Annotated in this window: 23 protein-coding genes and 1 pseudogene; 16 read left to right on the top strand and 8 right to left on the bottom strand. The window is 73.7% G+C overall.

The features are described 5' to 3' along the window. Nucleotides 1–2,958 carry a cation-translocating P-type ATPase gene (locus ACIGG8_RS24610; protein ID WP_396550723.1) on the top strand — a complete coding sequence of 986 codons (2,958 nt, stop codon included), beginning with the start codon at nucleotides 1–3 and terminating at the stop codon, nucleotides 2,956–2,958. 86 nt (nucleotides 2,959–3,044) lie between these two features. On the opposite strand, the gene ACIGG8_RS24605 is transcribed toward ACIGG8_RS24610, so the two are convergent. Both ACIGG8_RS24605 and ACIGG8_RS24600 read right to left on the bottom strand, forming a co-directional pair. Continuing rightward, nucleotides 3,045–5,645 (bottom strand): cation-translocating P-type ATPase, encoded by a 2,601-nt coding sequence (locus ACIGG8_RS24605; RefSeq protein ID WP_396550721.1) that lies wholly within the window; start codon nucleotides 5,643–5,645, stop codon nucleotides 3,045–3,047. Beyond that, complete coding sequence (locus ACIGG8_RS24600) at nucleotides 5,642–6,310, bottom strand: DUF4389 domain-containing protein (protein ID WP_396550720.1); 669 nt, start codon at nucleotides 6,308–6,310, stop codon at nucleotides 5,642–5,644. The genes ACIGG8_RS24605 and ACIGG8_RS24600 overlap by 4 nt, the downstream gene beginning before the upstream one ends. Nucleotides 6,311–6,550: 240 nt before the next feature. On the opposite strand from ACIGG8_RS24600, the gene ACIGG8_RS24595 reads away from it, so the two are divergent. The 14 genes from ACIGG8_RS24595 (at nucleotide 6,551) to ACIGG8_RS24530 (ending at nucleotide 18,768) form a co-directional block, all read left to right on the top strand. Then, the gene (locus ACIGG8_RS24595; RefSeq protein ID WP_396550718.1) at nucleotides 6,551–7,006 is read left to right on the top strand and encodes a universal stress protein; all 456 of its coding nucleotides are present in this window, start codon (nucleotides 6,551–6,553) and stop codon (nucleotides 7,004–7,006) included. Between the two features lie 187 nt (nucleotides 7,007–7,193). Beyond that, nucleotides 7,194–8,027, top strand: coding sequence for a ZIP family metal transporter (locus tag ACIGG8_RS24590; protein ID WP_396550716.1), 834 nt, complete (start codon nucleotides 7,194–7,196; stop codon nucleotides 8,025–8,027). Between the two features lie 173 nt (nucleotides 8,028–8,200). Next, complete coding sequence (locus tag ACIGG8_RS24585) at nucleotides 8,201–9,055, top strand: universal stress protein (RefSeq protein ID WP_396550714.1); 855 nt, start codon at nucleotides 8,201–8,203, stop codon at nucleotides 9,053–9,055. Between the two features lie 124 nt (nucleotides 9,056–9,179). Next, the gene (locus ACIGG8_RS24580) at nucleotides 9,180–9,620 is read left to right on the top strand and encodes a hypothetical protein (RefSeq protein ID WP_396550713.1); all 441 of its coding nucleotides are present in this window, start codon (nucleotides 9,180–9,182) and stop codon (nucleotides 9,618–9,620) included. Beyond that, a complete protein-coding gene (locus ACIGG8_RS24575; protein ID WP_396550712.1) occupies nucleotides 9,617–10,537 on the top strand; it encodes a hypothetical protein in 921 nt (306 codons plus the stop codon). Before ACIGG8_RS24580 ends, ACIGG8_RS24575 begins: the two co-directional genes overlap by 4 nt. Beyond that, a complete protein-coding gene (locus tag ACIGG8_RS24570; protein ID WP_396550711.1) occupies nucleotides 10,524–11,924 on the top strand; it encodes a V-type ATPase 116kDa subunit family protein in 1,401 nt (466 codons plus the stop codon). The genes ACIGG8_RS24575 and ACIGG8_RS24570 overlap by 14 nt, the downstream gene beginning before the upstream one ends. Next, entirely contained in the window at nucleotides 11,925–12,341 is a 417-nt protein-coding gene (locus ACIGG8_RS24565) for an ATP synthase subunit C (protein ID WP_396235903.1), read from the top strand. Between the two features lies 1 nt (nucleotide 12,342). Further along, the gene (locus ACIGG8_RS24560; RefSeq protein ID WP_396550709.1) at nucleotides 12,343–12,564 is read left to right on the top strand and encodes a hypothetical protein; all 222 of its coding nucleotides are present in this window, start codon (nucleotides 12,343–12,345) and stop codon (nucleotides 12,562–12,564) included. Beyond that, complete coding sequence (locus ACIGG8_RS24555) at nucleotides 12,561–13,073, top strand: hypothetical protein (protein ID WP_396550707.1); 513 nt, start codon at nucleotides 12,561–12,563, stop codon at nucleotides 13,071–13,073. The genes ACIGG8_RS24560 and ACIGG8_RS24555 overlap by 4 nt, the downstream gene beginning before the upstream one ends. After that, nucleotides 13,070–14,788 carry a V-type ATP synthase subunit A gene (locus ACIGG8_RS24550; RefSeq protein ID WP_396550706.1) on the top strand — a complete coding sequence of 573 codons (1,719 nt, stop codon included), beginning with the start codon at nucleotides 13,070–13,072 and terminating at the stop codon, nucleotides 14,786–14,788. Before ACIGG8_RS24555 ends, ACIGG8_RS24550 begins: the two co-directional genes overlap by 4 nt. Then, a complete protein-coding gene (locus ACIGG8_RS24545) occupies nucleotides 14,785–16,158 on the top strand; it encodes a V-type ATP synthase subunit B (RefSeq protein ID WP_396550704.1) in 1,374 nt (457 codons plus the stop codon). Before ACIGG8_RS24550 ends, ACIGG8_RS24545 begins: the two co-directional genes overlap by 4 nt. Next, entirely contained in the window at nucleotides 16,155–16,829 is a 675-nt protein-coding gene (locus tag ACIGG8_RS24540) for a V-type ATP synthase subunit D (protein WP_396550703.1), read from the top strand. Before ACIGG8_RS24545 ends, ACIGG8_RS24540 begins: the two co-directional genes overlap by 4 nt. 144 nt (nucleotides 16,830–16,973) lie before the next feature. Continuing rightward, nucleotides 16,974–17,723, top strand: a complete 750-nt coding sequence (locus ACIGG8_RS24535; RefSeq protein WP_396550701.1) for an SDR family oxidoreductase — start codon at nucleotides 16,974–16,976, stop codon at nucleotides 17,721–17,723. Nucleotides 17,724–17,805: 82 nt separating this feature from the next. Further along, on the top strand, nucleotides 17,806–18,768 hold the full coding sequence (locus ACIGG8_RS24530; protein WP_396550699.1) for a pyridoxamine 5'-phosphate oxidase family protein: 963 nt from the start codon (nucleotides 17,806–17,808) through the stop codon (nucleotides 18,766–18,768). A gap of 156 nt (nucleotides 18,769–18,924) precedes the next feature. On the opposite strand, the gene ACIGG8_RS24525 is transcribed toward ACIGG8_RS24530, so the two are convergent. Then, entirely contained in the window at nucleotides 18,925–19,440 is a 516-nt protein-coding gene (locus ACIGG8_RS24525) for an MIP/aquaporin family protein (protein WP_396550697.1), read from the bottom strand. Nucleotides 19,441–19,585: 145 nt separating this feature from the next. On the opposite strand from ACIGG8_RS24525, the pseudogene ACIGG8_RS24520 reads away from it, so the two are divergent. Continuing rightward, nucleotides 19,586–19,803 (top strand): annotated as a pseudogene (locus ACIGG8_RS24520) (nicotinate phosphoribosyltransferase); the annotation flags it as partial. A 73-nt stretch (nucleotides 19,804–19,876) separates the two neighbouring features. Here the strand turns inward: ACIGG8_RS24520 and ACIGG8_RS24515 are convergent. The 5 genes from ACIGG8_RS24515 to acsA are packed head-to-tail and all read right to left on the bottom strand — an operon-like array spanning nucleotide 19,877 to nucleotide 25,331. Beyond that, nucleotides 19,877–20,119 carry an acyl carrier protein gene (locus ACIGG8_RS24515; RefSeq protein WP_396550695.1) on the bottom strand — a complete coding sequence of 81 codons (243 nt, stop codon included), beginning with the start codon at nucleotides 20,117–20,119 and terminating at the stop codon, nucleotides 19,877–19,879. After that, nucleotides 20,116–21,495, bottom strand: a complete 1,380-nt coding sequence (locus ACIGG8_RS24510) for a dihydrolipoamide acetyltransferase family protein (RefSeq protein WP_396550693.1) — start codon at nucleotides 21,493–21,495, stop codon at nucleotides 20,116–20,118. The genes ACIGG8_RS24515 and ACIGG8_RS24510 overlap by 4 nt, the downstream gene beginning before the upstream one ends. Nucleotide 21,496: 1 nt before the next feature. Continuing rightward, complete coding sequence (locus ACIGG8_RS24505) at nucleotides 21,497–22,498, bottom strand: alpha-ketoacid dehydrogenase subunit beta (RefSeq protein WP_396550691.1); 1,002 nt, start codon at nucleotides 22,496–22,498, stop codon at nucleotides 21,497–21,499. Continuing rightward, nucleotides 22,495–23,541: a pyruvate dehydrogenase (acetyl-transferring) E1 component subunit alpha gene (gene pdhA, locus ACIGG8_RS24500; protein WP_396550689.1), complete on the bottom strand. Its 1,047-nt coding sequence runs from the start codon at nucleotides 23,539–23,541 to the stop codon at nucleotides 22,495–22,497. The genes ACIGG8_RS24505 and pdhA overlap by 4 nt, the downstream gene beginning before the upstream one ends. Next, the gene (gene acsA / locus ACIGG8_RS24495) at nucleotides 23,538–25,331 is read right to left on the bottom strand and encodes an acetate--CoA ligase (RefSeq protein WP_396550687.1); all 1,794 of its coding nucleotides are present in this window, start codon (nucleotides 25,329–25,331) and stop codon (nucleotides 23,538–23,540) included. Before acsA ends, pdhA begins: the two co-directional genes overlap by 4 nt. Nucleotides 25,332–25,344: the final 13 nt, after the last annotated feature.

Below are 25,344 nucleotides of genomic sequence, written 5' to 3'. Positions count from 1 at the left end.
ATGCCCACCGAGCCCTCGAACACCCAGGGCCACGCCCGGGAGGCCGAGGAGACCGGCAGCACGGACCCACGCGAGCCGCTCGCCCTGCTCTTCCGTGATCTGCGGAGCTCCCCGCAGGGCCTCACGGAGCGTGAGGCCGCGCGCCGTCTGACGGTCTACGGGCCCAACGCCCTCGTGCGGCGCGGCGGACGGCGCTGGCCCCGCGAGCTGGCTCAGCAGTTCACCCACCCGCTGGCGCTGCTGCTGGCGTTCGCCGCGCTGCTGGCGGCCGTCACCGGCGCTCTCGCCCTGGCGGTGGCGATCCTTGCGGTGATCCTACTCAATGCGCTGCTCGCCTTCGTTCAGGAGCGGCAGGCTGAGCAGGCCGTGGAGGCCCTCGCCGACTTCCTGCCCGAACAGGCGACCGTGGTGCGCGCCGGAGCACGCCGCCAAGTGGCCGCGACCACGCTGGTCCCCGGGGACGTCCTGGTGATCGAGGAGGGCGACCAGGTCTCCGCTGACGCCCGCCTGATGTCGGGCGGTGTGGAGGTCGACCTGTCCGCGCTGACCGGCGAGTCCGTCCCGGTGTTCCGCTCCGCCGAGTTCGCGGATGTCACCGGGCCCGTCCTGGGCGCGCGTGACCTGCTCTTCTCGGGCACCGCGTGCACGGGTGGACAGGCCCTGGCCGTGGTCATCGCCACCGGCATGCACACCGAGCTGGGACGCATCGCCGCCCTGACCCAGCGCACCCACCGGGAGGAGAGCCCGCTGGAGCACCAGGTCAAGCGGGTCGCCCGGCTGATCGCGGTGATCGCCGTCGGCGTGGGGCTGGCGTTCCTGCCGATGGGCCTCGCCGCCGGGCTGTCACTCGCGGCGGCCGTGTCCTTCGCAATCGGTCTGCTGGTCGCCAACGTGCCCGAGGGCCTGCTGCCGACCATCACCCTCGCCCTCGCCGCCGGGGTACGTGACCTGGCCCGCCGCGGTGCCGTGGTCAAGCGGCTCTCCGCCGTGGAGACACTGGGCTCGACCACGGTCATCTGCACCGACAAGACCGGGACCCTGACCGAGAACCGCATGCGTGTCACGGCCGTCTGGACGCCCGCCGGTGAGCTCGCCCTCGACGACACCTCGCCCGTACCCGCCGGACTCCTCCTGCTCGCGGATGCGGCCGCCACCTGCACCACGGCCGACTCGGCGGCCGGCCACGGCGACCCGACCGAACTCGCCCTGCTGGAGCTGGCCGCCCGTGTGGGGACGTCCTGCCCGCCGGAGCGCCGTGACCGCGGGCGCCGGGCGCTGTTCCGCTTCGACCCGCACGTCAAACTGATGACCACCGCCGACGAGCGCGACGGCACGGTCGTCCTGCACAGCAAAGGCGCCCCCGAGGAGGTCCTCACCCACGCCGTCGACCTGCTCGACCACGGCACCGAGCGCGCGCTCACCCCCGCCGACCGCACCGAGGTCGCGCAGGCCGTCGCCCGACTGGCCGGGCGAGGGCTGCGGGTCCTCGCCGTGGCGCGGCGGCCGCTCGCTCCTGGGCAGCAGCCCCCTGCCGACCGCGAGGAGGCCGAGCAGCGGCTGTGCCTGATCGGCCTGGTCGCCATGGCCGACCCGCCCCGGCCGGAGGTCGCCCGCGCCATCGAACAGGCCCACCGGGCCGGGATCACCGTGCACGTGGTCACCGGCGACAACGGTCTGACGGCGGCCGCCGTCGCCGCGCAGGTCGGCATCGGCCACCGCGGCATGCGCATCGTCACGGGCGCGGAACTGGACGCGATGGACGACGACCGGCTGGACGCCCTGCTCGGCCTCGGCGAGGAGGTGATCTTCGCGCGAAGCTCGCCGGAGGCCAAGCTCCGGATCGCCGACGCCCTGCGCGCCGAGGGCCACACCGTTGCAATGACCGGGGACGGCGTCAATGACGCCCCCGCGCTGCGGCGCGCCGACATCGGTGTGGCGATGGGCCGATCCGGCACCGACGTCGCCCGCGAAGCCGCGACGATGGTGCTGACCGACGACAACTTCGCCACCATCGTGGCGGCGGTGGAGGCGGGTCGGCGGACCTACGACAACATCCGCAAGTTCATCGTCTACATCTTCAGCCACGCGGTCCCCGAGGTCGTCCCGTTCCTGGTCTTCGCGCTCGCGGGCGGCGCGATTCCCCTGCCGCTGACGGTGATGCAGATCCTCGCCATCGACCTCGGCACCGACACCCTGCCGGCCCTCGCCCTCGGCCGGGAGAAGGCCGAGCCCGGACTGATGGACCGTCCGCCCCGCCCTCGCGACGAGCGGGTCATCCAAGGAAGCATGCTCGCCCGTGCCTGGGGGTTCCTCGGACTGATCTCCGCCGTCCTGATCATGGGCGGCTACTTCCTCACCCTCACCTCGGGCGGCTGGCGCCCCGGCGACCCGACCGGCGCGGGCACCGCACTGCACCTGACGTACCAACAGGCCACCACGGTCGCCTGGCTCGGCATCGTCACCTGCCAGATCGGCACCGCCTTCGCGGCCCGCACCGAACACGCCTCACTGCGCGCGATCGGTGTCCTCAGCAACCCGCAGTTGCTCGTCGGCATCGCCTTCTCGCTGGCCGTCGCCGCCGCGATCGTCTATGTCCCCGCCCTGCACCGGCTGTTCGGCACCGCGGCGCTCACCCCGGCGCAGCTCGCGATCGTGGCACCGTTCCCCTTCGTGGTCTGGGGCGCGGACGAGCTGCGCCGAGCCCTGGTCCGCCGCCGGGCTGCTGCCGTCCCGGTGCCGCCGCCTATGCCCGCGCGGCCCGCCCCGCCCGCAGTGCCCGCACTGCCGCTCCTCGTTGCCGGGGAACCGGGCCACCACCGGCTGGCCATGCTGCTCGCCCGCCACGGCTGGCCCGCCCACCGCCTCGTCCACGCGCTCGGCATCAGCGAGCACACGGCCACCGAGATCGTCACCCACGCCCGTCGGGTCGCCGCCGAGCACGGGCACCGGACGCCCTGAGTCCGCGACTCCGGGCAGGGCCTGCACCCGAGGGCACCGACCGGATCGTCCGGCCCGTCACGGCCCTGCATCACCAGCACGGCCCTTCATCGGTGGTGCCGGAAACGGCCGCGCCACTGCGCGCCTCGCGGCCTCTCGGCATCGCGGCCGACCCGGCCCTCCCGGCCCGGTCGGCCGGCGACTCGAGCCGCGGCGAAGGCAACCGACGCGGCGGCCGTCACCACGATGCCGTCCGCCCAGGACACCGGCTCGGTCTCCAAGACGTCCTGGAGGTACGGTACGTAGAGCGCCGCGACGCCAAGCCCCGCCGACGCCAGGACAGCCAGCGGGAGGAACGGATTCGCCCTGGTGAACAGCCGCTCCCTAAGGCCGAGCACCACGCCGAGCTGCGCCGCGAGCAGGGCGAGGAAGAGCACGCTCTGCCAGGCGTGTCCGGCTCTTTCGGCCCACAGACCCGCACCCAGCGCGATCAGTGTGATCACGACGCCCAGGCGCAGGACGCGCTGCCACAGGCCGGCCCCCAGCACATGCTCGTTCGGTGGCCGGGGCGGGCGCCGCATCGCCTGGCCGGAGACGGGCTCCGCGCCGACGGCGACGCCGGTCAGCCCGTGGGTGAGGAGGTTGATCCAGAGGATCTGGCCCGCGCGCAGCGGCAGCGCGAGGCCCATGAACGGGCCCAGCAGCATGACCAGGATCTCCGCCGCGCCACCTGACATTGCGTAGACCAGGAAGCGGCGGATGTTGTCGTAGACCCGGCGGCCCTCCTCCACCGCCGCCACCACGGTGGCGAGTTCGTCGTCCGCCAGGACCAGGTCGGCGGCCTGCCTGGCCACCTCGGTACCGCGCCGGCCCATCGCCACCCCGATGTCCGCCCGCTGGAGCGCCGGACCGTCGTTGACCCCGTCGCCGGTCATCGCGGTGACCGCGCCGCCCGCGCGCCAGGCCTCGACGAGGTCGAGCTTCTGCTGCGGATCGGTGCGTGCGAAGACCCGCACCCGCGACAGGTCCGGCACGGCCCCTGCGGCGAGCTCCCGGCCGGTGACCACCTCGGCCGCCGTCTCGCCGTCCTCCAGCAGGCCGATCCGGTCGGCGATCGCGCGGGCGGTGGCGGGGTGGTCCCCGGTGATCAGCACCGGGGTGACGCCGGCCCGTCGGCAGGCCGCGACGGTCGCGGCGGCCGCCGGCTTGGGTGGGTCGCTCAGCGCGGCCAGTCCGAGCAGGCGCAGCTCGGACTCCACCCGACCGTCGGCGGCCTCCCGAAGCCCCGACGCGACGGCCAACACCCGGTAGCCCTCGGCTGCGAGCCGGGCGGCCGCCTGCCGGGCCCGGTCCAGTTCGTCGGGGTCGGCGTCGAGCACGTCCGGGTCGAGGACGGCTTCGGGAGCGCCCTTGAGGCAGATCTCCCGCTGCCCGGAGGGGGTGCGGTGCACGGTTGCCATGCGCTTGAGAACGCTGTCGAAGGGCAGCTCGTCGACCCGGGGACACTCCTCGGCCAAGGTGTCGAGGTCGCATCCGGCCTTCACTGCGGCCACCAGCAGCGCTGCCTCGGTCGGGTCACCGAGGACGGTCCACTGGCCGTCGTCCGCCTCGGGCGGCCGCAGCGCGGCGTCGTTGCACAGCGCGGTCACCCGCAGCAGGGCCCGGGCCGCGGCTTTCGCTTCGGCGCCCTCCACCTGGATCTCCCCGACCGGCTGGTAGCCCGAGCCGGTGATCGTCGCCTCCCATCCGGGTGCCCACAGTCGCTCGACCACCATGCGGCCCTCGGTGAGCGTGCCGGTCTTGTCGGTCGCGAGCACGGTCACCGAGCCGAGCGTCTCGACGGCCGGGAGTCTGCGGACGACGGCATGCCTCAGGGCCATCCGGCGGGCGCCGAGCGCGAGCGCGAGTGTCACCACGGCGGGCAGCGACTCGGGGACGGCTGCCACGGCGAGACTGATCGCGGTGACCGCCATCGCCTCGGGTGCCTGGCCGCGTACCAACCCCAGCGCAAACACCACCAGGCACAGGCCGACCGTGACCAGCGCCAGCACCCGGCCCAGCCCGGCCAGCCGGCGCTGCAACGGGGTCGGTTGCGGACGCGGGCGCAGCGAGGTCGCGATCCGGCCCAGCGCGCTGTCCGCCCCGGTGGCCGTGGTGACGGCGACCGCCCGCCCGCGCAGCACCGTCGTGCCGGCGCTGAGGCCGCCGGCACCGATCACGTCCTTCTCCACGGGAACCGACTCGCCCGTCAGCATCGACTCGTCCACCAGCAGCGCTGAGGCATCCGCAAGTTCGGCGTCGGCGGGGACGATGTCCCCCTCGGCGAGGAGCAGGACGTCGCCTGGCACGACCGTGGCGGCGGCCACCTCCCGCTCCTCACCGTCGCGCAGCACCCGCGCCACCGGAGCGGAGAGCGCGGACAGCGCGGCCACCGCGTTGGCCGCGCGGATCTCCTGGGTGACCCCGACGGCGGTGTTCACCAGGATGACCAGCCCGATCACGATCGCATCGGCGTGGTCACCGGTCGCCACGGTCAGCGCGACCGCGGCGAGCAGGACCAGGATCAGCGGGTCGCTCAGCTGGGCAGCGACACGGGACCACAGCGGCGGGCTCGGCGGCGCGCCGACCTCGTTCGGCCCGTGAACCGCGAGCAGCCGTTGCACCTGCTCGTCCGTGAGCCCCGCACGGCGGACGGCGGTCGGTGTCACCGCTCGCCCTGCCCCCGCGGAAGGACGCCGTCGAGCGGATCGAGGCCGCCCTGGTCGAGTCTGAACGGCGGATAGCTATCGGTCATCAGGGCCGCGTAGGCGGCGACCCGGAGCACCCACCGGTTCATGCCGACCAGCAGGTCGAAGATGCCGGTCGGGTACTTGTCCGTGACGGCGAGCGCCACTCCCACGTACAACGCAAGCAGGCCGATGAGCCCGCCGCCCCACACCTCGCGGAAGCCGCCGAGGAAGAACGCGACCACGAGGTAGTGCGGCAGCGCCAGCAGCCACCACTTCACCAGCACCAGCCCGCGCGAGAGTTCACCCGGGTAGGCGATGTCCAGCCACGCGGGGTAGTCGGGCTCCGCGCCGAGGCTGAACGGCGGGTACCGGTCGGTGCCCAGACCTCCGTACGCGTAGTACGACACCCGCCAGGACCAGCGCAGCACACCCACGTTGAAGTCGAAGATGCCGCGCGGGTAGCGGCCGGTGAACAGGATCGCGAAGAACGCGACCACGGTCAGCAGGACGAAAGCCACCCACAGAAAGCACAGGACGATCCAGTGCGGGATGACCAGGACCCACTTCACCAACCAGAGCCAGCGCGAGAGCGGCTGATCGAGCCGGGCTTCCACCCGGACCGGTGGCGGGGCGGGAGCGGCCATGGCGATCAACCTCCTGGGCGACACGACAGGGAGGGGTGCGGCCGACCTCGGGCCGTGCCGTGGACATCTCCCGGCGGGCGGGTTCTCGCGCATCTCCCATGCTCGCCCCGATACGGGACACTCGCGAGGGCCGGACCGTCCCCGAGGTGGGGCCGGGCGGCCCTTTGGGTTGCGGCACCCGGCAGTGCGCGGTCGGATCAGGGGCGACCGCATTGCTCCCGAGCCGAGGACGGGTACGAGATGGACACCGCAGTCCCTCACGAGCGACGGATCGTCGTCGGCGTCGACGGCTCGTCCCCGGCCGAGCGCGCACTGCGATGGGCCGTCGGACAGGCCGCCGCGACCGGCGCCGCGGTCGAGGCGGTCATCTGCTGGCGGTTCCCCACGGTCCACGGCTGGGCACCGGCATCGGTCGACCGCGAACTCGGAGCGGTCGCCGGCAGGATGCTGGCACAGGCCGTCGCCCGGGCCACCGCGGACGACGACCCGGTCGAGATCCGCGAGATCGTCGAGTCCGGACACGCTGCGGAGATCCTTCTCGAACGGGCGCGCGGTGCCGAGCTCCTGGTCGTCGGCAACCGGGGGCTCGGCGGCTTCGCCGGCACACTGCTGGGCTCAGTGGGCCAGCACTGCGTCCAGCACGCCCCGTGCCCGGTCGTCGTCGTGCGCGGCGACCAGGCCCAGCAGCGGGGCTGACCCTGCCCACGTTCTCCAAAGAGCCGCCAGAGACCGGCGATCAGCGGCCGACACCATCGACGGGCAACACCGTGAACGACATGCCCGGACCGGGGATTGCGGTCGGAATCAGACAGAGCAAGACTTCTTAGGTAAGGCTTGCCTTCAATCCAGCCTGCTCTGACTGTCGCGCTTCTCGGAGCCCATCATGTCCGGTCCGCAGATCGTCCTGCTCGGCGCCGTCGCCGGCCTCACCGTCTTCCTCGGCCTTCCTGTCGGACGCCTGCAGAGCCCCGCTCCGCGGCTGAGGACTGCGCTGAACGCGGTCGCCATCGGCATCCTGCTCTTCCTGCTCTGGGACGTCCTGACGGCCGCCTGGGAACCGACCGACGCCGCACTAGGCGACCACCACTGGGCCGGCGCCGCCACCGGCGGCCTGGTGCTCGCTTCGGGCCTGGCCGTCGGCCTGATGGGCTTGGTGCACTACGACCGATGGATCGCCCGCCGTCAGGCATCGCGGGTCTCGTTGTCGCAGGGCCCTGGCGCTTCGGCCGTGACCGAAAGACTGGCTCCCCGGGCCCGCTCCAGGGCCGCCGGCCTTGCCCTGATGATCGCCATCGGCATCGGCCTGCACAACCTCGCGGAAGGCCTGGCCATCGGCAACTCCGCGGCGAACGGCGAACTCTCGCTCGCCATCCTGTTGATCATCGGTTTCGGCCTCCACAATGCCAGTGAGGGCTTCGGCATCGTCGCCCCGCTGGCCGCGGCAGGCGAGCGACCCTCCTGGGGCAGCCTCGCGCTGCTCGGCCTCATCGGCGGCGGCCCCACCTTCGTGGGCACTCTGATCGGCCGGCAGGTGGTCAATGACACCGTGAGCATCGCGTTCCTGGGCCTGGCCGCCGGCTCCATCCTCTACGTGATCATCGAGCTCCTCGCGGTGGCGCGTCGCGGCGGGATGAAGGTGCTGACCACCTGGATGATCCTGCTGGGCCTGCTCCTGGGCTTCGCCACCGACGCCGTCGTCACCGCCGCCGGAGTGTGAGGCCCGGCCGCAGCCGGGCCGCGTCGCGGATCATCGGCTTGGTCGCGGTATGAGGCGGGCCGACCAGGTGCGCCCGGCCCTCCGCGGTCGGGGCCACTCGGCCCTGCCGGTGGCGGTACCGGTGCCCGTACGGTGCCAATTGGGGGCACGGTACGACTCCGGTTGGAGGAGCGATGATCGGCCCTGGAGAGTCCCGTTCCGTCGTCGTCGGTGTGGATGCGCGGGACAGCGTGCGGCCGGCCCTGGACTGGGCCGCCGACGAAGCCGAGCGCCGTGAAGCACCGCTGCGGCTGGTCCATGCGGTACCGCCGGGCCGCCACGGGCCGCGCGGAACCGACGGCTCCGGGCAGCGGGAGGCCGGGCAGCGGCTGCTCGACGAGGCCGCCGCCTCCGTCTCCGGTCGGCATCCCGGCCTCCACATCGCCACCGTCCTGGAGGAGGGCGCGCCCGCCCAGGCGCTGTGCCGCGAATCGCACAATGCGTGCCTGGTCGTCCTCGGCTCGCGGCGGCTGAGCCGCCTGGAGGAGTTCCTCAGCGCGAACTCGGTGGCCGTACCGGTCAGCGCCCAGGCCGCCTGCCCGGTGGTCGTGGTACTGGAACCCGGGAACAGCACCGAGCAGCCGCCGCACCTCGTCGTCGGAGTCGACGGCAGCCCGGCCTCCCACGCCGCCGTCGAGCACGCCTTCGAGACCGCCGCAGCGCGTGACACGCACCTGCGGGCGCTGTGGGTATGGCAGCCGTCGCTACTGGAGTCCACGGACGAAGTCAACGCGCTACAGAAATGCCGCCGCCAGCTCTCCGAGGCGGTAGCCGAACAGACGGCGAACCACCCCAGCGTCACCGTCACCCGCCAGGTGGTACGCGGACATCCCGTCGAGGAGCTGGCCAAGGCCTCCGAGAACGCACTGGCCGTCGTCGTCGGACGGCGCGGCCGAGGCGGGTTCACCGGAATGCGGCTCGGCTCCGTCCCACACGGCCTGCTGCACCGCGCCCACTGCCCGGTCGTCACCGTACCCGCACCCGAGTGAGCCACGCTGCCGGCCGGTCCGGGAGACGTCCTGCCCCGGCAGGTCACCGTCAACGTGCGTCCCGGATGACAGCCGCCGCTCCGCGTGGAGACTGGAGTGGGGGCCGACCCGCAGGAGGACTCGCGTGGTGACGTTCCGGGACTTCCTGGCAAGATTCCGCCCGACCGGAGCGCCGGGTGCGAGTGCGACCGGCGTCCCTGCGGACCGCGCGGCGGAGCTGACCGCCGAACTGGGGCCGTCCCTGGCCGAACTGACGCAGGCCCAGGAGGAGGCCGCAGCGATCCGTGCCGCAGCCGCACAAGAGGCCGAGAACATGCGGCGGATGGCCGCGCAGCGGGCCGAGGAGATCGTCGCGGAGGCCCGCGACCAGGCACCGCAGGTCCGGGCGGAGGCCGCTTCCGCGGTACGTCGTCCGGCTCAGGCCGAGGCGGGCAGGCTGCTTGCGGCGGCCGATCGGGCGGTGACGGACGCCCGCCGCCGGATTACGGAACGGATGCCCGCACTGGTCGACCGGGCGGCAGCACAGGCGCTGCCGCACACTGAGGGACCGAGGAGGTCCCGGTGAGCGCCGGGTGGGTCGGCGGGGTGACCCGGGCGCGGGCCCTGCTCTCCCGCTGCCTGGGCCTCCAAGGGGCGCGGGAACTCGCGTCCGCCCCCACGCTCGGTGATGCCCTGAGGCAACTGGCGGCGACGCCCTACCGCAGGGACCTCCTCCCGGACGCCGACCTCGCCCAGGCGCAGCGAGCGGTCTCCGAGACACTGCTGTGGCACCTCCGGGTACTGGCCGGCTGGCTGCCGCGCGCCGGTGCGAACGCGCTCCGGGTGCTGGCGGGCGGGTTCGAGATCGCCAATATCGAGGGCCGGCTGCGCTCCTTCACCGGAGTCGAGCCTCCTCCGCCGTACCGGCTCGGGGCGCTGGCGACCGCTTGGCGCCGCCTGGCGCGGGCCGGGAGCCCCGCCGAGCTGCGGGCTGCCCTGGCCGCCTCGGCGTGGCTGGACCCGGGTGGCGAGGACCCGGCGTCCGTGGCCACCGCGCTACGGGTCGCGGCCGCCGCCCGGACCGCCGAGGCGGTGCCGCCCGCACGGCGGTGGGCGGCGGGCCGGGCCGCGCTGCTGGCGGCCCGCGACCGGTACGTCACGGGGCGTCCGCTGCCTGCGGCGGCCGCGCGGCGCGCCTCCCCGCTCCTGGGGCCGCGGGCCGTCGGGGCGGCCTCGTTCGAGGAGTTCCGCCGTCACCTGGTGCCGGACGCCCGCTGGGCGGTGGACGGAGTCGAGGACGCGGCGGACCTGTGGCGGGCGGAGGCCCGCTGGTGGACGGTGCTCGACCGGGACGGCGGGGCGTTGCTGCGTGGCACCCACTTCGGCCTCGCGCCGGTGGTGGGGGCCGTGGCGGTGCTGTCTGCGGACGTGTGGCGGGTGCGGGCCGCGCTGGTGCTGGCCGAACGCGGCGGGTCTCCGGAGGCGTTCGATGCGCTGGGCTGAGGCGATGTCACCGGTCCGGATGCGGCGGGTGGCGGTCGTGGCGCCCACCGGGGCGCTGCGCGAAACACTGCTGCTGGTCGCGGAGGCGGGCTGTGTGGAAATCGACCGGGTCGAGGAGGTGCCGCCGGGACCGGCGGGCCGACGGCTGCGGCGGCTCACCGCCGCGCCGGGCGGGTCCGCCGCCCTGTCCGGCGCGCCGCCCGATCTCGACGCGCTGGAGCGGCAGCACCGGGGTGATCTCCTGGCGGGCGAGGCGGAGCTGGAGGAGCGGCTGGCGAGCGCGGTCCGGCAGGGCGAGGTGTCTGCCCTTGCGGGCTGGTGCCCCGCCGCGGAGGTGCCGCGCCTGGCCGAGCGGCTGGGCCCGGTCGGGGGCGCGGTGCTGCCGTTGCGCCCGCCTCGCGGGGTCGACCCGCCCACGCAGCTGCGCGATGCCGGACGGGTGCACCGGGCGTTCGTCCCGCTGGTGGCGACGTACGGCGCGGTGCCGTACGCGGACCTCGACCCGTCCTGGCCGGCCGGGATCGCCTACGTGGTGATGTTCGGCCTGATGTTCGGCGATGCCGGACACGGGCTGCTGCTCGTGCTGACCGCGCTGCTGCTGTGGCGCGGTCGCATCCCCCGGCGGCTCGCGCGGCTGCGCCGGCTGTGGCCGTTCGTGGCCGGCGCCGGGCTGGCCGCCACGCTGGCGGGTGCGGCGTACGGGGAGTTCTTCGGTCCGACCGGGCTGCTTCCGGTGCTGTGGCTGGATCCGCTGGACGAGCCCGGGCGGCTGCTGCTGGCGGCCGTCGGCCTCGGCGGGCTGCTGCTGGGGCTGGCGTACGCGGCCGGGGTGGTGAACAGGTGGCGCGAGGGAGGCCCGGCAAGGGCGCTGTACGCGACCTCCGGGGTGGCCGGTTTCGCGGTCTTCCTCGGCCTGGGCCTGGTCGGCGGCGGAGCGTACCTGCACGTACCGGTGGCTGCGGTCGCCGGGGCGGCGCTGGCGGTCACCGGGCTGGCGCTGGCCGGTACGGGCCTGTTCGCCGCGACCGGCGGTGGGCTGGGCGGCGCGGCGCAGACCGGGGTGCAGCTCTTCGACGTGCTGGTGCGAATCCTCGCCAACACCGTGTCCTTCGCGCGGCTCGCCGCATTCGGCCTCACCCACGCGGCCCTCGGGCAGGTGGTGTGGCACGGCACGGCCGCTCTGGCCGGGCGGGGTCCGTGGGCGCTGATCGGCGCGGTGCTGGTGTTCGTCGCGGGCAACGCCCTGGCCGTCGCACTGGAAGGGCTGGTGGCCGGGGTTCAGGCCCTGCGGCTTGAGTTCTACGAGCTGTTCTCGCGTGTGTTCGAGGGCCTGGGCCGGCCGTTCCGGCCCTGGCGGCTGCCCGTCCGACGTACGGAGGTGAGCTGAGTGGTCACCTGGCTGATCGCGCTCCCGGTCCTGGCCGCGGCGTTCGGCGCCGTCCATCTGCTGACCCGTCGGCGCGGCCGTGCGGCCGTGCGCTGGCTGCTCGGGGTCAATGTGCTGCTGATCGGTGGCGCGCTCGCCCTGCTGGTGACCGCGCTCACCAGCACCGCCCGGGCGGACGCGCCGGCAGCCGCCGCGAGTTCGGGGTCCGGGTCGGCCGCGCTGATCGGCGCCGCGATCGCGGTGGCGGGCGCGTCGATCGGGGCGTCGCTGGCGGTCGCCTACACGGGAGCCGCCGCGATCGCCGCGCTGAGCGAGCGCCCGGAGCTCTTCGGACGGGCGATGGTCATCGTCGGCCTCGCCGAGGGCATCGCCGTGTACGGCCTGGTGGTGGCGATCCTGCTGATCGGGAAGGCCTGACGTGGGCGCGGTGGCTGCCATCGGCGAGCGGACCCGGGTGGCCGGGCTGGCACTGGCCGGGGTGGTGGTACTGGTCGCCGAGCGGCCCGAGGAGGTTCGGCGGGCCTGGGCCGAGCTGCCCGAGGGCGCAGAGCTGGTCATCCTCACACCGGACGCGGCGCGGGCGGGCGGCCGCGAACTCGCGGAGGGGGCCCGGCCGCTGACCGTCGTGATGCCCCCGTGAACGCCGAACCGCCGACCGACGCACTGCGCCCGGTGCGGGCGGAGCTCCTGCGCACCGCCCGGGCGGACGCGGAAGCGCTCCTCTCCGAGGCACGCCAGGACGCCGACCGTACACTTGCGGCCGCCAGGGCCGAGGCCGAGGCGATCCTCGGCCGTGCCCGACAGGATGGGGCGGCCGACGGGCGGGCAGCGGCGCGGCAGGAACTCACCCGCGCCCGCAGCGCTGCCCGGAACGCCGAGCTGGCCACCCGGGGCGCGGCCTATGCGGAGCTTCGCCGGCGCATCACCGCGCGTCTGCGCGAGCTGTGCCAGGCGGACCCGGCGTACGGCGAGCGGCTGGCAGCACGGGCACGATCCCTGCTCGGCCCGGATGCCCGGGTCGTCGGGCACCCCGACGGCGGCGTCCTGGCGACGGCCCCGGGGCGGGTGGTCGATCTCGGCCTGCCCGCCGTGACCGACCGGGTGCTGGAGCGGTTCGGCTCGGACGCGGAGGCGCTGTGGGAGCCGTGACCCCGTATCGGATCCTGCGGGTCGCCGGTCCGCTGGTGGAGCTGGCGTGCTCCGGTGACATCGCCATGCACGACGTGGTGCTGCTCGGTGAAACCGGACTGCCCGGGGAGGTGGTGGCGATCGGCGGCGGGGTGGCGACCGTGCAGGCGTACGAGTACACCGGCGGTCTGGCACCGGGGCATCCGGCCCGCCCTCGGGGCGGGCCACTGCGCGCGGCGCTGGGGCCGTGGCTGCTCGGCGGTGTCTTCGACGGCCTGCTCCGCCCGCTTGCCGATGCCGGGGACCGGCTCGTCCCCGGCGGTGGCAGCCGCGCGGACGGCCGCACCTGGCGCTTCGTCCCGTCCGTCGAACCAGGCGCACGGACGGATGAGGGCGGCGTGCTCGGGACGGTCACCACCCAGGCGGTGCCCTTCCGCGTTCTGGCGCCGCCTGGCTGTTCGGGGCCGGTGGAGCGAATCGCCCCCGAGGGCCGCTACCCGGCCGACGCGGTGCTCGCGGTGGTCGGCGGCACCGAGGTCCGGATGGCTGCCGAGTGGCCGGTCCGCACCCCTCGCCCGGTGCGCGCGCGGATCGACGCCGTCGAGCCCCTGCACACCGGCCAGCGGGTGATCGACCTGCTGTTCCCGGTGGCCCTGGGCAGCACGGTCGCCGTCCCGGGCGGCTTCGGCACCGGCAAGACCGTCCTGCTCCAGCAGATCGCCAAGTGGTGCCACGCCGATGTCATCGTCTACGTCGGCTGCGGAGAGCGCGGCAACGAGATGGCCGACGTGATCGCCGAACTCGCCGAGCTGGACGACCCCAGGACCGGAGGACGCCTCGCCGACCGGACGGTCGTGGTCGCCAACACCTCCAACATGCCGATGATGGCCCGCGAGGCGAGCGTCCACACGGGCGTGACGGTGGCCGAGTTCTTCCGCGACATGGGACTCGACGTGGTGGTGATCGCCGACTCCACCTCGCGCTGGGCCGAGGCGCTGCGCGAGTTCGCCTCCCGGATGGGTGAACTCCCCGCCGAGGAGGGCTACCCGGCCCGCCTCGCCTCGGAGCTGGCGGCCTTCTACGAGCGGGCCGGAGCCGTCCGTACCCTTTCGGGTGCCCCGGGCACGGTGACCGTGCTGGGCGCCGTCTCACCGCCGGGCGGGGACCTGGCCGAACCGGTCACCGCACACACCGAACGCTTCGTGCGCTGCCTGTGGACGCTCGACCGGGAGCTGGCCTACGCCCGCCACTATCCGGCGATCTCCTGGGCCGGCTCCTTCTCCCGCGACGCCGCAGCCCTCTCCACCGCCCGGGCGCGCTCCGGCGACCCGAGCTGGGCACGGCACCGCGAGCAGGTCGCCGCCCTGCTCACCGAGGCGGACCGACTGGCCGACCTCGTCGAGCTGGTCGGCCTCACCGCGTTGCCGGACCAGGAGCGGATCAGCGTGCTGGCCGGCCGGCTGGTCCGGGAAGGGGTGCTCCAACAGAGCGCGCTGTCCGCGCGGGACGCATACTGCGCGCCGGAGAAGACCGCCGCGCTGGTGGAGGCCGTTCTCGCGGTCGCCGCCCGGTGCCGGGAGCTGGTGGAATCCGGCACCCCGGCGGACGCGGTCGAGGTCGTCGACTTCACGCCGCTGCTGCGCGCCCGCGAGGAGACCGGGCCCCGGAGCGCCGCAGGAGTGGCCGCCCGGCGGGACGCCGTCCTGCAGGCGCTGGCACCAGGGGGACGGCCGTGAGGTGGAGCGAGGTCGAGTACACCGACGTCCGCGAACTGCGCGGTCCGCTCGCGGTGGTGGGCGGGGTCACCGGGGTCGGCTGGGACGAGTTCGTCCGGATCACCCTCGGCTCGGGCGAGCAGCGGCACGGCCTCGTCCTGGAGGTCGACCGCGACCTCGCCGTGCTCCAGGTACTGGAGGGCACCGCGGGCATCGACCCGACGGCGGTGCGGGCCGCCTTCGCGGGCAGCCCGCTGCGCATTCCGGTCGGGCCGGGCTGGCTGGGCCGGGTCTGCAACGGGCGAGGTGAGCCGATCGACGACGGACCGCCGGTGTTCGGGGCTGCCGAGGCCGAGGTCGGCGGTACCCCGATCAACCCGGTTCGGCGTGTGCCCCCCTCCGAGCCCGTCCTCACCGGGGTGGGTGCCATCGACGTCCTCACCACGCTCGTACGGGGGCAGAAGCTGCCCATCTTCTCGGCGGCGGGTCTGCCGCATCTCGAACTCGCCGTACAGATCGCCGCGCAGTCCACGGCCGGCGGCGAGGAGTTCAGCGTCGTCTTCGCCGGCATGGGCCTCACGCACGCCGACGCGTCCTTCGTCCGCGGCGCCCTCGCCGAGCGCTCGGCCGCCGGCGAGCTGGTGCTGCTGCTCAACACCGCCGACGACCCGGTGATCGAACGGCTGCTCACCCCGCGTCTGGCGCTCACCGTCGCCGAGCACCTGGCCTTCGACGGCGGGCGGCACGTCCTCGTGGTGATGACCGACATGACCGCCTACGCCGAGGCGCTGCGCGAGGTCTCCGCCGCACGCGGCGAGATCCCCGCCCGGCGGGCCTATCCCGGCTACCTCTACAGCGACCTCGCATCGCTGTACGAACGCTGCGGCCGCATCCGCGACCGCCCCGGCTCGGTCACCGTCCTGCCGGTCCTCACCATGCCCGCCGGCGACATCACCCACCCGGTCCCCGACCTCACCGGCTACATCACCGAGGGGCAGATCGTCCTCACCCGCGAGGCCCACGCCCGCGGCGTGTACCCGCCGGTGGACCCGCTCTCCTCCCTCTCCCGCCTGATGCGCAAGGGTGCCGGCCCCGGGCGCACCCGGGAGGACCATCTCGACGTCGCCGCCCAACTGCTCGCCGCGCTCGCCCGGGCCCGGCAGGTCCGGGAGCTCGCCGACCTCATCGGCCGCCCCGCCCTCAGCCCCACCGACCTGCGGTACCTGGAACTCGACGAGGCCTTCCAGCTCGGCTTCCTGGCCCAGCGCCCCGACGAGAACCGTCCGCTGGACGCCTCCCTGGCGCTTGCCTGGGAGGTACTGCGCACCCTGCCCCGCGGCCAGCTCGCCATGATCCCCTCCGAACTGCTCGACCGGCACGGTGTCGCATGACCCCACCGCGCCCCGGAGGGCCGCACCCCGAATCGGGGCGGGCCGGACGGCTGCGCCTGCGGCACCGGCTCGGGGTCGCACTGCGCGGGGCCGAGCTGCTGGACCGCAAGCTCGCCGTCCTGCGCGAGCGTCACCGACAGCTGGCGGCCGAGGAGGAGGCCGCCCGGCGGGCCTGGCACACGGCGGTGCAGGAGGCCGAGACGTGGCTGCTGCGTGGGCTGCTGCTGAGCGGCGATCGGGCGCTGGCGGCGGTCGGCGCGGACCAGGCCGATGTCGTCGTCGAGTGGACGGTGTCGATGGGCGTTCGCCACCCGTCCAGGGCCGTCTGCACCGACTCCGTACGGGCACCCACCGAGCCCTTGCCCGCCAACACGGCCCTCGCACACGCGGAGACCGCCTACCGCACCGTGGTGCGAACGGCTGCCGGGTACGCGGCGGCACGCACCGCGGCCGGCCTGGTCCAGGCCGAGATCGACCGTACCGGGCGGCGGGTCCGCGCCCTGCGCAGGCACTGGATCCCGCGCCTCGCCGAAGCGCTGGCGCACCTGGACCAGGGGCTCGAGCAGGCCGAGCACGAGGACGCGGTCCGCCGCCGCTGGGCTGCCGGCGCGGCCGGCCGCTCGCCGACAGCGGGAGCGGGCTCCGCGGGCAGAGCCGACACGACGCGATGACTCGCCTCCCTGCGCCTCCGGGAGAGGCGGGGAGGCGAGTCGCGCTCTGCCCGGCGGCGAGCAGACCGGCCCGTCCGAAGTGCGGCTGGTGTCGCCGCTGCCCAGGCTGGAAGTGGTACCGCCATCGGAGAACAGGAGGCCGTCATGGGCCGCTTGGACGGCAGGGCCGCGATCGTCACGGGCGGCGCACGCGGGATCGGCGCGGCGATCGCCCGCCGGTTCGCAGCAGAGGGCGCGGCAGTGACCATCGCGGACGTCCTGCACGAGGAAGGTGAGTCGCTCGCGGCCGAACTCGGACCGCCCACGAGGTTCCACCCCTTGGACGTCACCAACCCGCACGACTGGTCGGCCGCGATCGCGGAGGCCGAGCGCGCGGCGGGTCCGCTGTCACTCCTGGTCAACAACGCCGGGATACTCGAATTCGGCAGCATCGAGATGCAGACTCCGGAGTCCTTCCGCCGGGTCCTGGACGTCAACCTCTTCGGCGCCTGGCTCGGCCTGCACATCGCGGTCCCAGCGCTGCGCCGCGCCGGAGGTGGTGTCGTGGTCAACATCTCCTCCACCGCCGGCCTGATGGGATACGCCGAGATCGGCGCTTACACGGCCAGCAAGTGGGGGCTGCGCGGCCTCACCAAGGCCGCCGCCCTGGAACTCGCCCGCGACGGTGTCCGGGTCTGCTCCATCCACCCGGGGCCGATCAGCACACCGATGACCGCCGGGATGGACGACTCGGTCGCCTCGAGCCAGCCCATTCCCCGCTTCGGCCGCCCGGAGGAGGTCGCCGCGATGGCCCTGTTCGTGGCCGCTGACGCCACCTACTCGACCGGATGCGAGTTCGTCGTCGACGGTGGCGCGACGACCGGCAGCATGATCCTCGCTGCCCCCGAGACTTGACTCAGCGCCGAGTAGAGGTCGGCGTGGTCCGCTCCACGACCGCAACCACGCTCCACCCCGAAGATCCTCCTGGGAGACCGCAATGAGAGCCGCCATCGGAGACCGCGTCATCGTGGAAGGCACGCGCCCCGGCGTACCGCGGCGCGACGGGAAGGTGACCGCGCTGCACCGGCCGGACGGCGAACCGCCCTGGGAAGTCCTGTGGTCGGACACGGGGCATTCCACCCTGTTCTTCCCCGGTCCGGATAGTCGCCTGCACCACTTCACCCGGCAAGCCCCGAGCAGGCAGGCACCCCGGCCGCCCGACCGAGCGCACACCTCCTCGAAGACGGAGCGGAGCGAGCCGACCAGGCCCGGGGAACCCACCGGCGGTCCGGAACAGGCCATGCCGAGCAACCCCGGCGACCTCGGCAGACGAGTCGCGCTGCGTCGTGAGCAACTGGGACTCAGCCGGGAACAGACCGCAGTCCGGGCCGGCATGGCGGTGAGGTACCTGGAGTACCTGGAGACCTCGCCCACCGACGTCGAGAGAGGAGCACTGGCCCGGCTGGCCGCCGTGCTGGACACGTCGGTCACCCAGTTGCTGGGGGGCGGACTCGACCTGCCGCCCGGCCGCGCGAGCGCCGCCGCGCACCCGGTGCTGGAGGAGCTGGCACGTTCCGAGTGCTGGGAGCGACTGTCCACCGACGGAGTCGGTCGGGTGGCCCTGGGCACCGCAACGGGTCCCATCGTCCTTCCGGTCAACTACTGGGTGCTGGACGGCACACTGATCTTCCGCACAGCTGCCGACGGTCCGCTTGCCGCCACCATCGGCCAGCGCGTCGCCTTCGAGGTCGACCGGATCGACGAGGTGCTGCGCACCGGCTGGAGCGTGCTGGCCACCGGTGACGCCCACCGGATCGACGACCGGCCGGCGCTGGCTCACCTGAAACAACGGGACAAGCCGTCACCCTGGGCGGGCGGTGAACGGGACCTGTGGGTCCGGATCAAGCCGACCGAACTCAGCGGCCGCGTGATCCGTACCGCCGACGACCCGACGCGGTGACGCCCGTCCGACGACATGGTGGCCACCAACCGTCACCTGCGCGGCCGGGCCCCGGTGGCCTTCGCGCCCGAGTCGGCCCACCCCGCCGCCCCGGGTAGACCAGGCCCCGGCAGGCCGCGCTCGCCGCCGATCTCCGGTACCGGCGGATCGTCGGGGTCACAGTCCGGCCAGGGCGATGTAGCCGCCGATGGCGATGGCCGCGTTGTGGCCGATGTTCCGGGCCCCGGAGGACGTGCCGAGGATGACCGTCATCAGTCCGAGGCTCAGCAGGACCTCGAGCGCGAACACCGCACCGGTATCGATACCTGCCCGGGGCCGGGTGGCGCCCACCTGCCCCGCCGTCCCGAACAGCGCGCGCAGCACACCGGCCGCCGCGATCGCCCCCGCCAGCTGCGCGGCGACGTACGCCGGAACGCGCCGCCACGGGAAGTGCCCGCGAGCGGCGAACGCCATGGTCACCGCAGGATTGAGGTGGGCCCCGGAGGTCTCGCCCAGTGTGTAGATCAGTGCCAGCACCATCAGTCCCGGGGCTACCACGGCGGCGGGTCGGCCCACCTGGCCGCCGGTGACGCCGTCGACCACGCCCGCGCCGGCGGCGACCAGGACCAGGAAGAACGTTCCCACGCCCTCTGCGCTCAGCCGCCGCCACCCGGACCGCTGGCTCGTGGTCATCCGTCCCACCTCCCCGGTAGTTCCTCCACGGTGCGCCGTACGGGCATCGGTCGGCCAGGGCCTATCAGGCCACCTCGGTGATCACCCAGGTCCGCACGGTCCTGGTGTCCGCTCCGCCCGAGTCACGGTACCGGCCGAGTCGTGGGCGTTCGGCGACGAGGCCGAAGTGTTCCGCGCCTTCGCCCGAGCCCACCCCGGCCAGGTCAGCCTGCTAATGGACACTTACGACACTGAGGCCGACTCGCGGGCGCCGCCCGCGTGCTGCGCGAACTCGGACTGCACGAGGGCTGCGCACTACGCCTCGACAGCGGGGACCTCGGCGCGCTTGCCGTCTCCGCCCGGAGAGGCGCTGACGACCGTGGTCCGGCGGACGACCGCGCCGCCCGGAAGCTATCGCAGTCGGAACTCCCCCACTCTCCGCGTCCGCACGGGTACGTCAGGTCCGCTCAGCGAGGAAGGCAGCGGCGCTGTTCAGGGTGGTCAGGCGGGGGTAGTCGTCCTCGTCGATCCGGCAGCCTGCACGCTGGGCCAGTCGTTCGACCAGGTTCAGGAAGTCCAGCGAGTCGAGTTCGAGGGCTTCCCGGAAGGCGGCGTCGGGTCCGATCGTGGTGAAGTCCGCGTCCGGGACGATCTCGGTGAGCGCCTCCTGGACGAGGAGCAGGGCCTGGTCGCGGTTCACAGTTCCTCCGGTGTGCGCAGTAGCCGTTCGAGGGCTGCCAGGTAGCGGGCACCGGTGGCGCCGTCGCTGGCCCGGTGGTCGGCGGACAACGTCGCCGTCACCACGGGACGGACGCCGAGCAGGCCGTCGACGGCGCACGGGCGGTCGACCACCTTGCCCAGGCCGACGAGGGCGACCTGGGGCGGATAGATGACGCCGAAGACCGCTTCCACGCCCTGGTCGCCAAGGCTGGTCACGGTGATGGTGGGGTCGGTGGTCTCGGATCCGCGCAGCCGGCCGGCCCGGGCGCGTGCCACCAGGTCCCGGAGCCGGGCCATGAGTTCCGCCAGCGGCAGGTCGGCGGCGCGGTGGATGGCCGGAGCCACCAGGCCGCCGCCGCGCAGTGAGACCGCGACCCCGAGGTGAACCTCGGGCGCCGGGACGAACCGACCGTCGGTGAAGAAGCCGTTGAGCTGGGGAACCTCCCGGGCAGCCCGCGCTGCGGCCTTGAGCAGCATGGCCGCGGGTACCAGGCGCTCGGAGACCGGGAGCCCGCGATTCTGCTCGCGCAGCCAGACGAGCGCGGGGCCGAGATCGATGGTGGTGGAGAGATAGTAGTGCGGGATCTCGCGCTTGGAGCGTGCCATCAGGTCACCGATGGCACGGCGCATCGCCTCGGAACGGTCGGCAGTCTCAGCGTGCCAGTCGGGGATGGGCGACACTTCGACGGTGGGAGCGGTCTGAGCAGCGGGAGCGGTCTCAGAGCCGGTCAGCATGGCCCGGACGTCGGCGACCCGGATCGCACCGTCCGCCCCGGTGCCCAGAACGCCCGCGAGATCGACCCCGCCCTCGGCGGCCAGGCGCCGTGCCATCGGCGTCGCACGGACCCGGCCTGTCGTCCTCGCGGGCGGCTGCGCCACGGGCGCGGCAGCGACCGGGGGCGCGGTCGCCTTCCGGGTCCGCGGCGACGCAGCCGCGACCTCGAGCGGCGGGGCAGCCGGCACATCGGCGCGGGTGATCCTGCCACCGGGCCCCGTGCCGTGCACGGTACTCAGGTCGACCCCGCGCTCCTCGGCGAGGCGGCGAACCAGCGGGGTCGGTGCGGGCGCGTACGAGACTGCCGACTCGTCGGCCGCCGGGGCTGCCAGCTGCGTGACAGCGCCCACCGGGTTGATCACGGCCAGCGGCGTCCCGACCGGAACCGTCTCGGCCGGCTCGACCAGCAGGCGCTCCACGACGCCGTTCTCGAAGCACTCCACCTCGATCGCGGCTTTGGCGGTGTCGACGACGGCGACGATGTCCCCCTTGTGCACCTGGTCGCCGGGGCGGACGAGCCATTCGAGCAGGGTGCCCTCGGTCATGTCGGCGCCGAGTGAGGGCATCGTGAACTCGGCCATCTCAACCCACCGTCCGAAGCACTGCCGCCACGATGTCGGGCACCTGCGGCAACGCCGCACGCTCCATTTCCGCAGCGTACGGCACCGGCACCTCCGCGCCGCACACCCGCTCGACCGGCGCGTCGAGGTCGTAGAAAGCCTGCTCGGTGATGCGTGCCGCGACCTCGGCGGACAGGCCGCCGCTGCGCCAGCCCTCGTCGACGATCACCGCGCGGTGGGTGCGACGGACCGAGCCGATGACGGTGGCGTCGTCGAGCGGGCGCAGACTGCGAAGGTCGATCACCTCGGCGTCCACCCGGTTCTGGTCCGCGAGTTGCTCGGCCGCGGTCAGGGCCTTGCCCAGCGAGCCCCCGTAGGTGACGAGGCTGACGTCGGTGCCCGATCGGCGGACCGCGGCGCTGTCGAGGTCGACCGGTCCGGGGTCGTCTGCGGTCGTGTCGGTGCCGTTGTAGAGGGAGCCGTGCTCGAAGACGATCACGGGGTCCGGGTCGGCCAGGGCCGGGGCGAGCATCCACCGCGCGTCCGCGACGGTGGCGGGTGCGAGGACCCGGATGCCGGGGATGTGCGCGTAGAAGGCTTCGAGGCTGTGGGAGTGCTGGGCGGCGAGTTGGCGGCCGGCGCCGGTGGTCATCCGGATCACCAGCGGCACCGCCACCTGCCCGCCGGACATGTGCAGCAGCGTCGCCGCGTTGTTCAGGATCTGGTCGAGGGCGAGCAGGCTGAAGTTGACGGTCATGATCTCCACGATCGGACGCAGCCCGGCGATCGCCGCACCGATCCCGGCCCCGACGAAACCCGACTCCGAGAGCGGGGTGTCCCGGACCCGTTCGGGACCGAACTCCTCCACCAGGCCCAGGCTGACACCGAAGGCGCCGCCGTAGCGGCCCACGTCCTCGCCCATCAGGAAGACCCGGTCATCGGCCGCGAGCGCCTCCCGCATCGCCGCACGCATCGCCTCGCGGTAGCTCATCGACTCGGCCTGACGGGCCCCGTCGCCGGTCATGACGACCCCTCAGCCGGGCTGTACACGAAGCGCAGCAGGTCCTCGACCGGTTCGGTCCCGCCCTGGCGTGCACGGTCGAGGGCCGTGTCCAGCTCCTCCCCGACCTCTTTCTCCACCGCAGCGAGCGCCTTGTCGTCCAGGCCGTCCTCGGCCCGCATCCGCGTGCTGAGCGCCTGGATCGGGTCACGCTCCTTCCAGCGTTCGACTTCCGCCTTGGCCCGGTAGCGGTCCGGGTCGTACATCGAGTGCGCGCGGAAGCGGTAGGTCCGCAGTTCCAGGAAGACGGGTCCGGCACCGTCCCGGATCGCCCGAGCGGCCCTCCCGGCGGCCCGCTCGACGGCCAGCACGTCCATGCCGTCGACCTCCCAGGCCACCAGCCCGTACGAGGCCGCGCGGGCGGCCAGGTCGGTCTGGGCGTGCTCGCGGTTCAGCGCGGTGCCCATGGCGTAGAGGTTGTTCTCGCAGGCGAGCAGCAGCGGAAGGTCCCACAGGGCGGCCAGGTTGGCGGTCTCGTGGAACTCGCCCTCGGCGAGTGCGCCGTCGCCGAACAGGCAGCAGGTCACGTGTTCCTGTCCGCGCATCCGGTCGGCGAGGGCCAGCCCCGCGGCGACCGGCAGGCCGCCCGCGACGATGCCGTGGCCGCCGTAGAACCGCCGGCTCACGTCGAACAGGTGCATGGAACCGCCGCGGCCGCGGCTGCAGCCGGTCACGCGGCCGAGCATCTCGGCGAACACCGACTCGGCGGGGATGCCGCGGGCCAGTGCGTGGCCGTGCTCGCGGTAGGTGGTGACCACCGCGTCCTCGGGTCCGAGTGCGCCGAGGACGCCCGCGGAGACGGCCTCCTCACCGATGCACAGGTGGACGAAGCCCCGCACCTCACCGCTGCTGTAGAGCTCGACGCAGCGCTCCTCGAACTGCCGGATGCGCACCATCTCCCGCAGCAGGTCTCGGCGGTGAGCCGCCTGCGCGGTCGGCCCGCCGCGGCTGTGGGTGCGGGTCCTGCCACGCGAGGCGGTCGGTGCTGGCGTTCGGCGCGGACTCATCGCGGTTCCTCCAGGGCCGAGGTGTCGCCCTCCGGGAGGCCCAGCTCACGCGCTTTCAGCAGTCGGCGCATCACTTTGCCGCTGCGGGTCTTGGGGAGGTGCTGGTCGAAGGCGATCTCGCGGGGCGCGATGGCCGGGCCGAGTCGCCTGCGCGCGAAGGCGGTGATCTCGCGGGCCAGGCCGGCGCCCGGCTCGAAGCCCGGCTTGAGGGAGACGAACGCCTTGACGATCTCACCGGCGACCGGGTCGGGGCGGCCGATCACCCCCGCCTCGGCGACCGCCGGATGCTCCATCAAGGTGCTCTCCACCTCGAACGGCCCGACCAGGTGGCCGGCAGACTTGATCACGTCGTCGGCGCGGCCGACGAACCAGTAGTAGCCGTCCTCGTCGCGCCGGGCCACGTCGCCGGTGAGGTACCAGCCGTCCGCGAAGGAGGCCTCGTAACGCTCCTCGGCGTTCAGATAACCACGGAACATCGACGGCCAGCCCGGACGCAGCGCCAGCTCTCCCTCGCGCCCGTGCACGTCGATCTCGCGCACTCGACCATCCGCCACCAGGGCCCGTCCGTCCGGCCCTCGCTCCAGCAGGCCCGCCTCCACCCCGGGCAGCGGGCGGCCCATCGAGCCGGGCCTGATCTCGGTGGCCGCGAAGTTCGCGATCATGATCGCGCCGGTCTCCGTCTGCCACCAGTTGTCGTGGATCGGCAGGCCCAGGATCTCCTGCCCCCAGCGGACCGCCTCCGGGTTGAGCGGTTCACCGACGCTGGCGATGAACCGCAGCGCCGACAGGTCGAAGGAGCGCGGCAAGTCGGGCGGGATGCCGCGGGGGCTGGCCCGCATCAGCATCCGAATAGCGGTCGGCGCCGTGTACCAGACGCTCACCCGCTCCTCGGCGAGGATGCCGTACCACCGGCGGGCCTCGTAGTCCCCCGCATCGACAACCATCGTCACCCCGTGGGTGAGCGGCGCGATGACCCCGTACGAGGTGCCCGTGACCCAGCCCGGATCGGCGGTGCACCAGAACACGTCGTCGGGATGCAGGTCCAAGGCGAAGGCCGCAGTGGCGTGGTGTGCCACCACGGCCTCGTGGACGTGTACCGCGCCCTTGGGAGTACCCGTGGTACCGCTGGTGAAGTGCAGCAGCGCCATGTCCTGCGGGTCGGTGTCCGGGATCGTGAACTCCTCGGATGCCTGCGCCAACAGCACATCGAACGAATGGGTACCCGGCAGCGGCTCGGCGCACGGGCCGACGATCAGCACCTGTTCCAATTGCGGCAACTGCTCGCGCCGGCCGGCCACCTTGCGCCGGTAGAGGTCCTCGGTCGTGACCAGCACCCGCACACCGCCCAGCAGCAGCCGTTCCTCGACCGGGACCGGCCCGAAGGCTGGGAAGAGCGGGCAGAACACCGAGGTGTTCTTCAGAGTCCCGAGAACGGACACGTACAGCTCAGGGCAGCGACTCAGCAGCGAGGCGACCCGGTCGCCGCGGCCCACGCCCAGTGAACGCAGCACATGCGCGAAGCGGTTCGTCCAGCGGGCCAGCTCGTCGTACGTGACCGTGCTGACCTGCCGGTCCACGGCGATGCAGCGCAGCGCGGCGCGCTCGCCGCGTCCGGCGGCGACGTGCCGGTCGACCGCCTCGTACGCAATGTTGAGCCCCCGGCCGCCCGGCAGCCCGTCGAGCGCCTCACGCGCCGAATCCCACGAGAAGTCGCGCCGGGCCCGCTCGTAGTCGGCGAGATTGGGCGCGACTCCCGGCACCGGCCGAGCACGGATGGCCTCGGTTTCCATGGCCGCTCCCCTT

This window comes from Kitasatospora sp. NPDC085464, from assembly GCF_044541955.1.
In the GTDB taxonomy this organism is placed as follows: Bacteria; Actinomycetota; Actinomycetes; order Streptomycetales; family Streptomycetaceae; genus Kitasatospora.
Note: the sequence above shows the minus strand (reverse complement) of the source record. Positions and strands in the feature narration are given on the sequence as shown.